The 15,955-nt window shown below is 56.6% G+C and carries 10 protein-coding genes; 1 reads left to right on the forward strand and 9 read right to left on the reverse strand.

The annotated features are described in order from the left end of the window. Positions 1-18 precede the first annotated feature (18 nt). Positions 19-240 (forward strand): spore germination protein, encoded by a 222-nt coding sequence (locus tag CV944_RS05170; protein WP_033011644.1) that lies wholly within the window; start codon positions 19-21, stop codon positions 238-240. Between the two features lie 117 nt (positions 241-357). Here the strand turns inward: CV944_RS05170 and CV944_RS05175 are convergent, their stop codons facing one another. From CV944_RS05175 to aceA, 9 genes are all read right to left on the reverse strand, one after another. Further along, positions 358-3,702, reverse strand: a complete 3,345-nt coding sequence (locus CV944_RS05175) for an AAA family ATPase (protein WP_100663929.1) — start codon at positions 3,700-3,702, stop codon at positions 358-360. Further along, the gene (locus tag CV944_RS05180) at positions 3,699-4,883 is read right to left on the reverse strand and encodes an exonuclease SbcCD subunit D (RefSeq protein WP_033024812.1); all 1,185 of its coding nucleotides are present in this window, start codon (positions 4,881-4,883) and stop codon (positions 3,699-3,701) included. The genes CV944_RS05175 and CV944_RS05180 overlap by 4 nt, the downstream gene beginning before the upstream one ends. 18 nt (positions 4,884-4,901) lie before the next feature. Next, positions 4,902-8,630 carry a helicase-exonuclease AddAB subunit AddA gene (gene addA / locus CV944_RS05185; RefSeq protein WP_033011636.1) on the reverse strand — a complete coding sequence of 1,243 codons (3,729 nt, stop codon included), beginning with the start codon at positions 8,628-8,630 and terminating at the stop codon, positions 4,902-4,904. Next, complete coding sequence (gene addB / locus CV944_RS05190; protein ID WP_289668838.1) at positions 8,627-12,133, reverse strand: helicase-exonuclease AddAB subunit AddB; 3,507 nt, start codon at positions 12,131-12,133, stop codon at positions 8,627-8,629. The genes addA and addB overlap by 4 nt, the downstream gene beginning before the upstream one ends. 138 nt (positions 12,134-12,271) lie before the next feature. After that, positions 12,272-12,826 carry a signal peptidase I gene (lepB, locus tag CV944_RS05195; RefSeq protein WP_044746232.1) on the reverse strand — a complete coding sequence of 185 codons (555 nt, stop codon included), beginning with the start codon at positions 12,824-12,826 and terminating at the stop codon, positions 12,272-12,274. After that, entirely contained in the window at positions 12,823-13,446 is a 624-nt protein-coding gene (locus CV944_RS05200; RefSeq protein ID WP_033011630.1) for a TVP38/TMEM64 family protein, read from the reverse strand. The genes lepB and CV944_RS05200 overlap by 4 nt, the downstream gene beginning before the upstream one ends. Positions 13,447-13,547: 101 nt before the next feature. Further along, positions 13,548-14,087: a competence protein ComK gene (locus CV944_RS05205; RefSeq protein WP_033011628.1), complete on the reverse strand. Its 540-nt coding sequence runs from the start codon at positions 14,085-14,087 to the stop codon at positions 13,548-13,550. A 127-nt stretch (positions 14,088-14,214) separates the two neighbouring features. Continuing rightward, complete coding sequence (locus CV944_RS05210) at positions 14,215-14,409, reverse strand: hypothetical protein (RefSeq protein ID WP_033011626.1); 195 nt, start codon at positions 14,407-14,409, stop codon at positions 14,215-14,217. A 104-nt stretch (positions 14,410-14,513) separates the two neighbouring features. Continuing rightward, positions 14,514-15,800, reverse strand: coding sequence for an isocitrate lyase (gene aceA / locus CV944_RS05215; protein ID WP_033011624.1), 1,287 nt, complete (start codon positions 15,798-15,800; stop codon positions 14,514-14,516). Between the last annotated feature and the right edge of the window lie 155 nt (positions 15,801-15,955).

Genomic DNA, 15,955 nt, shown 5'->3' on the forward strand with positions numbered 1-15,955 from the left:
TAGAAAGGAAGAGCTGTAATGCCTTCATTCGTCGGTCCGATCAAAATCAACAGCGTCGGCAGCGGCGCGGTCGTGCAAATGGGCGACTGCTTGTATATCGCACCAAAAGTCGCCACGAAAACGCAGGCTGGATCCGGCGGGTTCAACACCGGCGACTTTATCATGACAAACAACGCAATCAGCTTTACAAATGCGTTTGATCCCGATGTATCTGACCAAAACGTGGCCGCCAACAACTAAATGGGGGCAAGGACCGCCCCCTATCCCCCCGTTCCTTCAATCCAGTGGGCCGGACTAACCAGCCGGCGCAGCGGCCGCTGGCAACGCATCCGCCAAGCACTGCTCCCGACAGACGGGTTACATCCATTCAAGCCGGACGCGCGTGCCGGGGCCGGACGGCTCCGCCGGCTCGACAATGAGACGGCGCGGCAGCCGGTTGCGAATCTCTTGGACATGGCTGATGACGCCGACAGCCAGCTGCTGCGTATGCAACTTTTCCAAAGCAGAAACGACCGTATCGAGCAGCTCGGCATCCAATGTGCCAAACCCCTCGTCCAAAAAGAAAAACCGGAGCGGATATTCACCGCGCAACTGAATTTGCGCCGACAGCGCCAGCGCCAACGACAGCGATGTCAAAAACGTTTCCCCGCCGGACAGCGTCGACACCGGCCGCCGCACCCCCCCGTTGGCATCATCGCGAATCAAAAACCCGCCTTGCGAATCGAGCTCAAGCGCATAGCGATGGCGCGTCAACTGCTGCAGCCGCTCAGACGCCATGATGGTTACCTGTTCGAGTTGCTCTTCCGCCATAAATTCGACAAAACTGTTGCCGCGAAGCAACGTTTGCAGCTGTTTGTACCGCTCAATTTGGCGGCCGAGAGTTGCCTGCCTCGCCTCCAATTCAACAAAACGGACATGTTTTTTTCTCAGCTCCGCCACTTTTCCGCGCACCGCGCCAAGCTGCTCGGTCATCATCTCGGTGTGCGCTTTCAACTCGTTGTATACTTGCTGCATCATCTCCCATTGTTCAGCGCTCACCGCTTCTTCGCCGATGACAGCCGCCAGCTGGGCGCGGCGGTGCTCAGCCTGCTCGACCTGGCGCCAGTAAAGGCGGATGGCTTCGTCCCATTCATCACATTGCGCTTTTGCCGCCCTCGACATTCGCACTTCTTCAGCATCAGCGAACACAGTGCCGGCCAAGGCGCGGCGCCAGCGAGCGAGCGCTTCTTCCTCGCGGCGGGCCGCTTCCTCGCACGCCTGCTTCGCTGCCTTCGCCTCACTTTCTGTCGCCTGGTATTGCTGTTGGGCGCGCTGCCATTCATCGTACGCCTGCTGTTCGCCGTTTTGCAGCCGGCGCCATTCGGCTTCCGCTTCCCGAAGCTGCACACCTGCCGGGCCAGGTCCGGCCTTCTCGCGCCGTTGCCTCTCATATTCTTTCCACAGCTCCTGTTTGGCGCTCATAAGCGATTCGAGGCGCACCCGCTCCGCTTCAAGCCGGCGACGCTCCTCAGCCGCCTGTTCTTTTGCTCTTTGTTTTTCTTCTAAAAATGGAACGCTGTCTTCAAGCCGTTTTTGTACATCACGCCACATTTTCTCTTGTTCGCGCAGCTGCTCGTAAACCACCGCGATCGTTTCCAGTGAAAAGGAAGGATGCGCCTCGCGCCACTGCCGTTCAAGCTGCTGTTTCTCCTCTTCAAGGCGCTGTTTCTCTGCTTGCAGCGCTTCGATATCCGCTGCCGCCCATCGGCAGGCGTTTTCCGCTTCACGCCGCGCCGCTTCCGCCTCATTCCACTGCGACAACGCCCGGTAAACCGCTTCCTTTCGTTCAATGACATCCTGCCCGAGCGCCCGGACTTCAACGGCCATATCGACGGTTTCGCCTGCCGGGCGGACAGCCGCCTGAACAGGGGGTGTCCCGTGGCTGGCCGCCAGCGCGGCAAGCTGCTCAAGCTGCGCCTTGAATGAGAACAGTGTCTGCAAATCTTGTTCGCAACGCTGCCGCTCTTGCTCGAGCTCAGACAACCGACCAGAGGCTACCGTCTGCGGCCTGGCGGACGGATGCGGGTGCTCACGCGAGCCGCACACCGGGCACGGTTCACCGGGACGGAGCCGCTCAGCCAGAACCGCTGCCAGTTCGGCCGTCTGCGCCTCTTCGATCCGTTGCTGCTCCACCTCGATCTGTCGCCGCAAAACATGCAGCCGCTTTTCGATATCTTGTTGCCGGCTGCAGACGGAATGGTGCGTTTGTTCAACAAGCTGAAACAGTTGATGAAGGCGGGCGCCGGCAGCGGCGGCGCGGCGCTCCCGCTCAGCCCGCTCTCGTTCGGCTTGGCGCCAGGCAGCTTCCTTTTGCTGGAGCTGCACATCGACGCGGGCGAGAGCGGACGCCGTTTGCTCAATGCGCCGCTTCTCTTCGCAGGCGCGCTCTATTTCGTCTTTGCCAGCGAGCGCAGCGGCATGCCGCTGCAACTCTTCTTTCAGCTCCTGTTGGCGCGCCAAGCCGCGCGCGTACCAGGCCTCCGCTTCCTCGAACTGACGCTGCACCGCTTTTTCCCGGTCCGCCAAGCGGTTCCACTCCTCATGGAGGGCGGCGAGCTCCGCCTTGAGTGTTTCCATTTGCCGTTCGAGCTGCTCCGCCTGCCGCAGCCGCTCCATTTGCACCAACAGCTCCGGCTCGCGCCGCGCTTTTTCCTGCCGCGCCTGCTCATAGCGGCGCACGGCATCCTCATAGTGGGCTTTGGCCGCCTCCAACTGTCGCAACGCCGCCTCCTGCCGCTGCAACGCCGCGGCCTGCAGGAGGCGCATCTGTTCGTACTGCTCCCAGTACGGCCAAATGCGCTCCGCCTGCTCGGCCCGCCCTTTTTTCGCTTCAAGCGCCCGCACTTCGGGCTCCCGCCGGCGCAATGCCGATAATTCCGCTTCAACCGCTTCTTTTTCCTGCTGCCACGCCCGAAGCTGCCTCGCCCGTTCGACGTCTGCCTCGATTTTCTCAAGCTCTTTTTTGCGCTTGGCAAACAGCGCCGCAAGCTCCCGCTCCTCGGCTTCTGCCTGCTCAAGCGCCGCTTTCGAAGCATCGCCGAGCCCCGCTTTTTCCGCTTCGATTTTTTGCCATTCCTGCTCCGCGGCGGCGAGCCGCTCTTTTAACTTTTTATTCAACTCGTCACCGTATCGTTCAAGATGGAACAGGCGCTGCAGCATTTGCCGGCGCTCCGCCCCTTTGAGGGATAAAAACTCGGCAAACTTCCCTTGCGGCAAAACGACAGCGCGGGTAAAATCTTCCATAGTCAAACCAAGCAGCTGTACGACCGCCTTGTCTACATCAGAGAGCTTGTCCGCGAGCACGACCGGCTCGGCCTGATGTTCGATCAACCGGCAGACGGCGCTCCGCGTCCGCCATTCATCCGCCCTTTTCAAACTGCGTTCCACCGTGTACCGTTTTGCCCCAGCGGCATTTTCCAATTCGAACGTAAAGGAAACGAACAGTTCCTTTTCAGCGTGGTTGATGATCGCTTGTGTCCGATTGGCCGCCCGTCCGACACTTCCGAACAGCGCGAGCGTGATGGCATCCAAAATCGTCGATTTGCCGCTTCCGGTCGGTCCAAAAATGCCGAATACGCCGCCGTCGCAAAGGGCCGTAAAATCGATCGTTTGTTTTTCACGAAAGCTATGAAGCCCGGCGATCGTCAAGGAAATTGGCTTCATTCCTCTTCTCCTTCCCCTTCCTTCTCCTCGGCCGCCAATTCCAAAAAAAGGCGCACGAGCTCTTCATCCGGTGTTTGTCCGCCGGTTTGACGTTCGTAAAAACGCCGGAACATTTCCACAAGGGAAAGCGGTTTGCGGTCTGTTTCAGCCGCCGCCTCCCGCTCCCGTTCCGGAAACACCGGGCGGATATGGATAAACCCTTGATGAAGCTTGCGCAGCCGTTGAATCTCTTCCATTGTCAACGGCTCGTTTACATGGACCTCTAAATCGATCCAGCACGACCGGTCTCTTCCTTCCTCGCACCAACGATACACTTGGGTAAGTCCGTCCGTCGCCTTCCAACGGACAAGCGGTTTGCCGGAAACAAGCGGAATCTCCGTCACGTTGGCCTTTCCGCCCGGCTGGACGTCGACAACCGTCACCGACTTGGTGTGCCCAGCTTCGGAAAAGCTGTAAGCAAGCGGTGAACCGGCGTAGCGCGCCGCCGTCTCCGCCCGTCTGACGTCCTGCGGGCGGTGCAAATGACCGAGCGCCACGTATTGCGCCGCCCCGGGCAAACTGGCAGCCGCCACCGTATAGGCGCCGCCCACCTCAATCGGCCGCTCGGAATCGGACGTATGGCCGCCAGCCACGTATAGATGGCTCATCACAACATTGACAGTTTCATCGGCAAATGAGGCGGCCATCGCAGCGAACAACGCCCGGATGCGGTCGTCGTACCGATCGCGAAGCGCGGTTTCCTTATGGTCGGATGACAATAGCTCAGCGAGCCGCGATTCAGACGGGTACGCCAACGGCGCAAGCATCATCGCCTCGCCGCACGACGGAACGTCAATTCGGCAAACTTCCGCCTGTGGGCGGCCAAAAAGGAAAATGTTGTAGTCGGAAAGCAGCGGCCGGGCGGCGCTGATGCGGTCCGGATGGTCATGGTTGCCGCTGATGACCGCAACCGGACGCCGGCCTTTATCGGACAGTCGGGCCAAACTCTCGTAAAACAGCTGCTCCGCCGCCGCCGGCGGATTGACGGAATCGAACACATCGCCAGCCATCAAGACGACATCGATTTGTTCTTTTGCTACAATCTCGACAAGTTCGTCGATAAACGCCTCTTGCTCCGCCAACCGGCTTCGGCCTTCAAGCGTCCGCCCGAGATGCCAGTCTGCCGTATGCAAAATGCGCATGGTCTTTCCCCCTCCGCGTCATTCCACCGCGATAATGTATTGGCCGTCAAACGAATACAAATAGCACTCCGCTACCGGCACGCGCCAAATTTGCTCAATCGCTTGCCGATACAGGCGCATTTGCGTTCCGTAGCGGCCGAGCAAAAAGCGGGCGGCCTCCTCTTTCTGGCCGGCAAAACGGCCGGTCACCTCATCCGTTTTATAGTCGATCATCACATAACCGCGCTCATCCGCAAACACACAGTCAATCACCCCTTGGACAAGCACCCGGCGGTCGTCTTCCATCCCGTCATGCCCGTAAAGATGGGAAGCCGGAAGCCCTAGACTGAATGGCACTTCCCGGTGCACCTCGCGGGCGGCGCAAAGGCGGCGGCCGATATCCGTAGCGAAAAAGGCGGCGATCGCGGCCGCATCGACCGCTTCGGCTTGCTCGGCCGACAACAGCTCTTTTTCGATGAGCCGACCCATTTGCTCACGGATGGACGCTTCACTGACCGGCGCACGCAAGTCGAGATGGCGCATGACGATATGAAGCGCGGTTCCTTTTTCCATCGGCGTCAACGTTTTTTCCTGCATAAAGCGCGGCCGCGAGAAAATCGGCGCTGTTCCTTGGCGCAGCGGCCATTCACTCGCCAGCTCGCCAAACAGCACCCGTTGCTCTTTCAGCTCCGACACCGACTGTTTGGCGCGCACAATCGTCCCTTTTTCATAGCGATACCGCCATAACAAACGCCGCTCTGCTTCCTCTTTCCAGCCGCCGCCAGCCGGAACCGGGCGGCCATGTTCAAGCGCAGCGAGCACGCTCTCGTCCGCCTGGTCGGCAGCCGCCTCGCCGCTGCGCAGCTCGGCCGCGGGCACAATGGCAATGCGCCATACGGACGGATGGGAGGCGATTTCATCCGGCGCCTTCTCTCCCGCTAAAATGCACCCGTCGCGGTGGCGAATGAGCGCCCGGCCGATCCAGTCTAAATAGGAACGGGCCGATGCTCGCACATCGTCGGGAAGCAGCCATTCGCGTTCTCCCGCAACGCCTTTCCATTTTTCGATCTCCTTATCGGCATCGTTGACCGCGGCGAGCAAATAAAGCTTCTCTTTCGCTCTTGTCAGCGCAACGTACAAAATGCGCATTTCCTCGGCGAGCAGCTCAAGCCGCTTTTTCACTTGGATCGCCAGCAATGGCAGCGTTGGATAGCTGATGCGCAGCTGTGGGTGGACAAAACGGGCGCCAAAGCCGAGCTCTTTATCCAACAAGTACGGATGATGCAAATCCCGCGTATAAAACGGGCGGGCGAGTCCGGCCAGAAAGACGACCGGAAACTCGAGCCCTTTGCTGCTATGGATCGTCATCACCCGCACGACATCTTCCTGCTCACCAAGCGGCCGGGCTGCTCCTAAATCATCGCCGCGCTCCTGCAGCCGCTCAATAAAGCGGAGAAAGCGGAACAGCCCGCGAAAGGCCGTCGATTCGTATTGGCGGGCGCGATCATACAAGGCACGCAAATTGGCCTGCCGTTGCTTTCCACCCGGCAGCGCGCCGACAAAATCGTAAAATTGTGTATCGCGATACAGCTGCCAGATGAGGTCGGCCAACGAGCGGCGGCGGGCCATCGTGCGCCAGCGCCCGAGCTGCTCCAAAAACGCGGCCGCTTTTTTCTTGGCGGCCTCCTCCTCATCCGTTTCCGCCGGCTTTTGCCGGAACAACTGAAGCGCCTCATAAAACGTTCCTTTTGGATCGGCGAGGCGGATCATGGCCAGCTCGTTTTCATCAAAGCGAAACAGCGGCGAGCGGAGCACAGCGGCGAGCGGAATGTCTTGGTGCGGGTTGTCAATGACTTTCAGAAGCGACAGCATCACCGAAACTTCCGTCGCCTGAAAGTAGCCGGACGATAAATCGGCAGCCGCCGGAATGCCGTGCGCCTGCAGCTGCTCGATCATTTGCGGGGCGTTCGTCATCGAACGGACGAGCACAACGATGTCTCGGTACATGGCACGCCGCGGTTGCCCGCTTGAGCGGTCATGCACATAAAATGGCCGCGACACGATTTCTTTGATTTTCTCGGCCATTAGGCGCGCCTCCAGCTCGGAGCCCTCAAGCTCCGCTGCCTCTTCGTCCTCTTCTTCCGCCGCGCGCTGCCGGTTGATGATCATCACTTCCGGAACAGTATCCGCCCCATCCGGATAATCGGCGCCATACTTAAGCTGGGCTGCTTCATCGTACGCCATCTCCCCAACGGTTTCCCCCATGATTTGTGCAAAAAGGAAGTTCGTGCCGTCCAGCACCTCGGCGCGGCTGCGGAAATTGCGCGCCAAATCAATTCTCATTCCCCCTGCGGCCCCATCAGCGGCAAACCGTTTGTATTTGTCCAAAAACAGCATCGGCTCGGCGAGGCGAAAACGATAAATCGACTGCTTGACATCGCCGACCATAAATAAGTTGCCAGTCCGCTCGCTTCCTTTTTTGACGAGCTGCAAAATCGCTTCTTGCACAAGGTTCGTATCTTGATACTCATCGACAAGCACTTCATCAAACTGCGCTTGGTACTCCAAAGCGGCCGCCGATGGCTGCCATTCGCCCGTTTTCGGGTCGCGCTGCCGCAAAACATGCAGACAATAATGTTCCAAATCAGAAAAGTCGACGATCCCTTTTTCACGTTTCACGGCTTGAAACCTAGCGGAAAAACGGCGGACAAGCGCAACGATCGTCTCAACCGCCGGCTTCATCTCCCGCATATGGCGGATCCAGACAGACGGGGGCAGCGAAAATATGTTGTCGCGCAGCGCTTCCAGTTTCTTCTTCGCCTGGTCGCGAAGCGATTTCGCCTCATCGACGAGCCACTTGTCATAGCCATCGCCGCGACAGCCCGGAAGCCGGCCGAACGCCAGCGACTGCAAAGCACGATACAGTCCTTCCCACGATTGCGACCGCCATCTTTCAAGTTCAGCGACAACGGCGGCATCCTCGCGCAGCCGTTTCTCATACGGCCGCGGCCCGCCCGGTTCCTGCGCAAGACGCAACGCCCTTTCGATGAGCCGTTTGGCCGCTGCCAGCTCCATCGCCGCATGTTGGTTGATATAGCGCGATGGCAAAAGCGACTCGGGCGGCGTCTGTTCATCGACCTCATACATGGATACAAGGCCTTTCAGCCATTCATCGGGAGCGGGGTGGGAGCGGGAGAAGTCATGCAACGCGAAAATCATGTCTTGCAGCTCGGCATCGCTCCGGTCTCCGGTGTAAGCATCAATGACGGCAAAAAAGCGCTCGTTATCCGCCTTTCCATATTCCTCCTCAAGCAGCTCCTCAAGGACGTCCTCTTTCAGCAGTTCGATTTCTGTCTCATCAGCGATGCGAAACGACGGATCCAGATCGAGCAAATAATAATATTTGCGGATGACATCTAAGCAAAACGAATGGAGCGTCGAAATCGAGGCGCGGTTGAGCAGGCTGAGCTGGCGCCGCAAATGGAGCGAATGCGGCCGCTTGGCGAGTTCGCGCTCGAGCGCCTCGCCGATCCTCGCTTTCATCTCAGCCGCCGCAGCGTTCGTAAACGTGACGACAAGAAGGCGGTCAATATCGGTCGCCTCGTCTTCCGCCGTTACTTTTTGGATGATTCGCTCAACAAGAACGGCCGTTTTTCCAGACCCGGCCGCCGCAGCGACGAGAACGTCCCGGCCGCCGGCCACGATGGCTTTCCACTGTTCATCCGTCCACCGGCTTCCGGCCGGCTTCGGGCGAAACGCAACGCTCAAGATTCTCCCCTCCCTTTCGTTATATTCTTCATCACGTCTTCCCCCGTCTGTGGGGCAAGCTTTCGGAATTCGTTGCCGGACAGCGCCTCGTCAAATTGGCATATGGACTTAAAGGCGCAAAAGTCGCACGCTGTTTTGCTTTTCAGCTTGTACGGGGCAATCGATACAATGCCGTCAGCGATTTGTCCGCCAATATCGGCAAACAGACGGCGGACGTGCTGGCGAAGCGCATCAAAATCAGAAGCGCTCGCGACCGAAGACTGCGAATGAATCGCCCCGCTGCTCGTCAGCCTGACCGGCACAATCAGCGACCGCTGCCCTTTTTCCAATTGACTGTCCATCAGCCGGATTGCCTCCACATCGGCAAGCAGCAGACCGCGCATCCGAAACGGCTCAAGAAGTTGTTTCGCCATCTCCGCTTCATCGTCAAGCCACTGCTTCGCCTTCACAATCGGATTATGGACATGGAAATAGAGCACCCCGGCCGGCAGTGCCGGCTGTTTGACAAGTTGCTCAGCATACGTGAGCACAATGTCCAAATAGGTAAGCATTTGCAACGCCAAACCGTAATACACTTCCGTCAAATCAAGCGTTTTGGCGCTCGATTTGTAATCGATGATGCGAAGAAATACTCCTTCGCTGCTTTCTGCCTTGTCAACGCGGTCGATTCGCCCGACAAGCTCCATAACCGTCCCGTCGCGAAGTTGAAAGCGAAGCGGCGGCAAGTCGCCGCCCGGTCCAAACGCCAGCTCGAGCCCGATCGGAACAAAGCCGCTCGCCCGCGCATGCTCGCTCAACACGTGGGTTGTGCGGGCGACAACGTGTTTTAATTTCCGTTTCATATATTCATAGCGAGACGAGCTGGACAGCACTTGCTGTTGAATGAGGGGGGCAAGCCGTTCGACCGCTTCATCCGACAGACGCTCGCAATCCGGTTGGGACAGTTCGCGCCAATCAACGTGCTGTTCGCGCAGCCGGTCGGCGATTTGTTTAATGGCCGCATGGAACAACTGGCCGACATCCGGCGCCTCGAGGCGGAAAATGCTTCGCTCCTTTAAGCGCAGCCCGTGTGAAATAAAATGGGCGTACGGGCATTTTTGAAACTGCTCCATGCGCGAGACGCTCGCCTGAATTTTTTTTCCGTACAACCGCCGGCTCCATTGTTTTTTCAACGGCGCAGCTTTGTTTGTATAAAACAGCGCCGACACCGCCTTTTGCACCCTCTCGTTCCATTCCGGGCGGGCGATGAACACGTTGTACACATCCCACCAAAGCGGATCGATGCCATAGTTTCGCTTCCATGCGCGCAGCTGGCTGACCAAATACGTTTGTGTCGCCTGCGGCGCTGTCACAAACGCCTCCGCCTTCTCTTCCGGGGCATCGAACGGATCGTTGCCGCACAAGCGCACCTTCACCTTCGGGAACAGCTCCGACAATTGTTTAATCAGCGGCGATGGCATGAGCGCTTTCCCTTCGCCATCGGCCAGCGGGTATGTAACATACAGCCGTTCGCTTGGACAGGCAAGCGCCAGGTAGATAAAAAACGGATCGTAAAACAGCTGTTCCCGGCTCCCCGGCGCAAGCGCCACACCGAGTTCGCGCAGCTGCTCCCGTTCGATTTCCGCCATAAGCCCATCCTCTTTCGCCCTGGCCGGAATGACGCCATCGTTGGCGCCAATGACAAACGCATACTTCACGCCGATGAGGCGCGAACGGTCGAGCTGGGCGACGATCACTTGATCGATGGCCGGCGGCACAAGGGAGAACTCAAGCCGGTCAAGCCCGGCCTCGATAATTTTGGCAAATTCGGCTAACGACAACGGTTCCGCTCCGAGCATTTCAACGTATTGGTCAAGCAAATCGATGACCGCGTTCCACACCTGCTCATGCTGGCGCGCTTCCACGAGGCGGCCTTCCGCTTCCGCCTGCGCGCTCATTTGTTCCAGCTTTTTCGGAATCTGCAATTCTTCTAACAAGAGATATAGCGCCGTGCAATACCCGCGCCCGTCCTTAGCCCGGCGCAAACGGCGCTCAAGGCGGCGGAGCGGGGCGGCCAGCGTCTCCCGCCATTCGTTCAACTTGTCCTCAAATTGCCGTTCTTCATCCGTCTGCGGCACATTCAACCCGTCAAGCGCCCGGTAGCGCCGATACGGCCAGCGCTCGCCGCTCGTCCATTTGTCCCCCTTCATCCCATAAGCAAGAACATAGTTTTCGAGTTTGTCGGCTGCCTCGCGCCACATGACCAAGTCACCGTCCAACGGAAAGAGCAAATCCGTCTTCACAGCGCGAAACACCGCCTCATACCGCCAGTTTGTGGAAATGGTTTCCAAAGCAGCGCGCACAAGTTCAATGAGCGGATGATGGTGCATCGGCTCTTTTTCATCCATAAAATACGGGATGCCAAAATCAAAAAACACCGTCTTCACAAGGTCGCGGTACGCCTCCGTTTGGCGGATGACGAGCGCGATGTCGCGATAGCGCGCCCCTTCGTCGCGGACAAGGCGGATGATTTCCCGGGCGACTGCTTCCAGTTCTGCGCGGCGGTTGGCCGCCTCATAAAGGCAGACCGCACCGTCTTCCGCTTCGTAAGGTGGCAGCGGGCGGCGATGAAACTGCGCCTCGAGATGGGCGAGCGCCCCGCTTTGATGACGTCGGTTTTCCGCGAGCACGACCGGCTCTTCAAGCAAAACATCGTTGGCCAAGGCAAGCTCGCGCAACTGGCGGTACGTCTGCGCCGGCAGATAAAACAAGTCGAGCTCGTCCGGCATCGCACCATCATACGGGCGGTCGACCGTCAGGCAAACGGTGACCCGCCGGCAATGACGAAGAAGCTGCTCAATCACTATGTATTCTTGCGGGGCAAAATGATGGAATCCGTCGATATAAACATCGGCATCGCGCAAATAGCAGGAGCGGGGGATTTGTTCGGCGAGCAGGCGCAAATAATCTTCCGAATCGAGGTAATGGCCGCTTAAGCTCCGCTCGAGCTCTGCATAAACGAGCGCGACATCGCTGAGCTTATCGGCCAGCAGGCGCCGGCCCGGCCGGCTCGGCCCGCTTTCCAGCTCCTCGACACGGCGGCGAAGCTCGTCCGGCGTTAAGCAATACCGCTTGCATTCGGCGATCATCTCATGCAGCTGCTCGACAAAACCGCTTTTGTCCGCCGCACGGCCAAACAGTCTAAGCTCCTGTTTCCGCTGTTCAATAATTTTGCGAATCATCATTTGCACGCCGACATCGTGGACGTGGTAGCGGTTCATGCCTCCCGTCTCCTGCAAGACGCGCCAGGCGAGGCGGGGGAAGCTGAACACTTGGGCGCGGATCATTCCTCCTGCTCCCTCGGTATGGATTAAGGCGTATTCACATTGAAACGTCATCTGCTCCGGAACGAGGTAAACAATCGTCTTTCCTCTCGGATCTTCCTGCAGCTTGCGGCGGATTTCCGCAAGACACATAGCCGTCTTCCCGCTTCCCGATCGTCCAAGCAAAAAGCGAAGCGACACGGCGATCACCACCATTCGTTTCCTTTATCTCTTCCATTTTAGCACATATGTTCGTATTTGGTAAAGAAAAAACTGCCTTCCTTGAAAGCAACCGCTCCCTTAGGCAAAACCGCCGCCGCACCTCGATGCGCCATTTTCTCAAAAATGGAAAGCAATCTCCCGAAACGGCCAATAGCGGAGGTCTACCTTGCCGACCACTTGACTGATTTTGACGAAGCCGAAATGGCGGCTGTCCCAACTGCTGAGCCGATTGTCGCCAAGGACAAAAATGCAGCCGGCCGGCACCCGCTTTTCTCCCGTCACCTCTTCAAGGGTAAAATCGCCTGTCAGCTTCTCGCTAAGGAGTTGCTGCTTATACGGCCGCAAATACGGTTCATCGACCTGTCGACCGTTAATATACAGCACATCGTTTTTGTACTCGATCCGATCCCCCGGCAGCCCGATGACCCGTTTCACGTAATCTTCCTTTTGATTGGCGTGAAACACGACAACATCAAACCGATGAATCGGGGCAATTTCATAACGGATCTTATTGACGATCAGCAAATTGCCGCTTTGCAGCGTCGGCATCATTGACTTTCCTTCCACCATATAATTGCTGAAAACGAAAAAACGGAGCATGGCGACAAACCCGACAGCGGCGAGCCATGGCCAGCGGCGTCCCCGCTTCTTTCCTTGTTTCCGTTTGGTCACTCCCCGTCCTCCTCGCTGCGTTGTTTTTCCGTCAACGAAAATCTCGCCTCTACTCGTTTTCCCGCATACCAAAGCAGCAGCACAACAACAGCGATCGCCGCCGTACGCAACGGCTGGCGGACAAGCGCCACCAAGTCATACCCGATAAAGCTGATCGTAAAAATCATGATCATCTTTCCAAGCAAGACCGCTAATACAAACTGCTGGCGGCTGATGCGTGACAGACCGGCAACGATATTGACAAGCGCCGACGGGGTGAAAGGAAAGCAATACAGCAAAAACAGCGGCCCGAATCCGTGCCGTTCAATCCAGTGCATAAACTGGCGCACTTTTGGATGGCGGCGGACAAAATGAAAGAAACGCTGCTGGCCGATCTTCCGCGTCAGCCAAAAGACGATGAGCGAGCCGAGCGAAGCGCCAATCCAAGAAATGAAAAACCCTTTCCACAACCCGAATGCCGCTGCGTTCGCCATCACAAACACAACCATCGGCAAAATCGGAAAAAACGACTCGAGCAGCGTCGCCGCAATGCCGGGAAATATGCCGAAGGAACGGTAATGGTCGAGCAAGGAAAGCACGTGGTCGAGCGTGAGCCATTGTTTCAAAGTTTCCATATTCATCGTTCTTTCTCCATTCAAATGCCGTTTATATTTTTATTTTACACGCTCGGCCGCGCAATTTGAACTTTTGCTTGTGAAAACCCATTTTTTTATCATGGCGGTTATTCCGTCACATGCTTTTCTTGCTGCATGCGATATATGTATTGCAGTTTGCGCTCTCTCGCCTCCATTCGCTCCGACAGTTTCGTCCGCAGCTGGGCTGTTCGGTGCAATTGGTTGATGAAAGATTTGCAGGACACATCGAGGACAACGCTTTTCCCGTTGCGGAAGTATACAACCGTCCGCTCATATTTCGCAGGCTCATACCGATAGACATGCATATGCGACAGCCAAACACAGCAGGAATCTTTCGGGGAAGCGGTGGGAAAGAAGTAAATTTCGTTGGACGGTTCAATGGCGATCGGCGCTTTGTGGGTGATGCCGATCACGGCCTTTGTTCCCTCTTTTCTGCCTTGAAAGCTGCAGCCATAATAATCGCAGCTATGTCTAATAATGTCGAGGGGCGTTTGTTTGACAATGTACTCGCCATCTTCCTCGACGACCTTTGCATACAGGTCATTGTTCAACAAATAAGGGAGAATCGCCATCGTATAACGGCTCACGACGAAATGGTTTAGGATGATAAATTCATTTACTTTCATCGTCTCATCTCCTCTCAACGAACTCACCACTCCTATCATACCACTAATAGTTATATTTTTCTATATTTTGAAAAAAGTTAGCGGGTTTTTTGCACAAAAAATCCCATGACGATCGTCATGGGCATTGTCAGGAGTTTTCAAACGTCTGGCCGATTTCTTTCATTGCTAAATACTCGTTCGCTTGCTCGAGCGCCGTATGTTCGCCGACCGAGTCGCCTGCATACGTTTCCTCGTTCATCCACGATTGTTCAAAATGGAGATCGGTGCTGACGCGGAATTCGGCAGGGATTAGCTCCGGCAGACTATCTTTTTTCTTTTCCATTTCATCGCCTCCCTCCGTCTATAGAGTGCGCCAGCTTTTTCCTTTTATACGCAAAAAAAGCCCGGTCAAACCGGGCTTCCGTCGATATACGGCAATAGCCGCCGTCAAGCGGTCGTAAACTGCTCCTCTTCCGTCGATCCTTTCAAAGCGACTGTTGACGATTGGCCGCCGGAGATCACTTGGGCGACTTCGTCGAAATAGCCGGTGCCGACTTCGCGTTGATGGCGCGTTGCAGTGTAGCCATATTTTTCAGCGGCAAATTCTGCTTGCTGCAGTTCGGCGTATGCAGCCATGCCGCGTTCTTTGTAGCCGCGCGCCAGTTCAAACATGCTGTAGTTGAGCGCGTGGAATCCAGCCAGAGTAACGAACTGGAACTTGTACCCCATTTTGCCGAGCTCTTGCTGGAATTTGGCGATCGTTTCGTCGTCCAATTTTTTCTTCCAGTTGAACGACGGCGAGCAGTTGTACGCCAGCAGCTTGCCAGGGAATTTTTCATGAATGGCTTCCGCAAACCGGCGCGCTTCTTCCAAATTCGGTTCGCTCGTTTCGCACCAAATAAGGTCGGCGTACGGCGCATAGGCAAGTCCACGGGCGATCGCCTGATCGAGCCCTGCACGCGTGCGGTAAAATCCTTCCGGCGTCCGTTCACCGGTAATAAACTGTTGATCGCGCGGATCAATGTCGCTCGTAATCAAGTCGGCCGCATTGGCGTCCGTGCGGGCGATGAGCACGGTCGGGACGCCCATGACATCGGCGGCAAGCCGCGCCGCGATCAAGTTGCGCACCGCCGTTTGCGTCGGCAAAAGCACCTTTCCGCCCAAATGTCCGCATTTTTTCTCCGATGACAGCTGGTCTTCAAAATGGACACCGGCCGCTCCCGCTTCGATCATCGCTTTCATGAGCTCAAACACGTTCAGCTGGCCGCCGAACCCCGCCTCGGCATCAGCCACGATCGGAACAAAGTAGTCGATGTCTCCACTACCTTCCAAATATTGAATTTGATCCGCGCGCTGCAACGCCTGATTAATGCGTTTGACGACGTGCGGAACACTGTTGGACGGATACAAGCTTTGGTCCGGATACATTTGCCCGGCGAGGTTGGCGTCGGCTGCCACCTGCCATCCGCTTAAATAAATGGCTTTCAACCCGGCTTTCACTTGTTGCACGGCCTGATTCCCCGTCAACGCACCAAGCGCGTGGACATAGTCTTCGGTATGGAGCAGTTTCCATAGTTTTTCTGCGCCGCGCCGAGCGAGCGTATGCTCAATATCGATCGAGCCGCGCAGTTTAATGACATCTTCGGCGCTGTACGGGCGGACGATCCCTTTCCAGCGCTCTTCATTTTTCCAGCTTTCCTCTAATTGTCGGACACGTTCAGCAAATGACGCCATTTTTCCTTCCCCCATCTCTTTGTTATAATACATTATTTTTATTTACGGTTTTATTATATAACAGAAAGAAAAAAATGCAAGCTTTTTTTGAAACTTTTTTTGAATTAGGAAAATAGACACAAACTGTTCGTAAACAACACCGTTTTCCTATCCGT

It is taken from the genome of Geobacillus sp. WSUCF-018B, from assembly GCF_002809985.1.
GTDB lineage: Bacteria > Bacillota > Bacilli > Bacillales > Anoxybacillaceae > Geobacillus > Geobacillus thermophilus.